At 59.4% G+C, this 712-nt stretch carries 1 protein-coding gene; it reads right to left on the reverse strand.

The window, feature by feature from the left end; translation table 11 throughout:
* Positions 1 to 629: transposase domain-containing protein (locus AC1Q7H_RS39835; protein WP_492382514.1), on the reverse strand; the 629-nt coding region annotated here is incomplete at its 3' end.
* Positions 630 to 712: the final 83 nt, after the last annotated feature.

The raw sequence follows: 712 nt of genomic DNA on the forward strand, positions 1-712 counted from the left end.
TCAAAGATCGTCAGCGAATCATCCGGGATCCGCTCAATAAGCGGCTTGGCATAGAGCATCTCATTGCAGCCGTAACGGCCAAAGGCGATATCAGCAACAAGATGGGTAGGAACAGCCGTGAGCGAGACACCGCGGACTTGTGGATAGCTGGCGACCTTGCCACTGGCATAGCTCTGGGCGCCAAAGTACAGGCGATTCTCAGGGCTATCGGCAGTGCGGAAGGTGGTGCCATCCATGGCGTAAAGCGCCAAGCCCTTCCATTTGTAGTGCGCAGCATCCTGAGCCACCCACGCCCGTGCGGTCTGCTCGAACAGCCACAACAAAGGCTTGTCTCCAAGCCGCTCGCGGGCTTGGGCGATGCCGCTCTTGCTGACACAGGCGCTGGCATCGTTGGGCAGTGCCAGGTCCAGCGTCTCCAGCACATCGGGAATCGATTGGTGCCGATAGAGCGCCAGCGCGATGACCAGCCAGACCACCTGCTCTGCTGGCAGTCGGCGCCGGCGAACGGACGCTGTTCCCGTGGCGGCCAGCGCCTGCTCGATCCATGCCATCGGCAGATGCTCGCTGAGCCGGGCAAAACTGGCCGGCTCACTAAGCTCAAGGGCGGTGTGGACTTGTTCCGATAGCATCGGAACGGCAAGTTAACAGCTCGACACCTTGTTTACAACCCCTGCAAAGAAAAATGCCGTTCAGACTTAACTGAACGGCATTA

The sequence above is a fragment of the Cupriavidus sp. GW823-FHT06D04 genome (assembly GCF_058795055.1).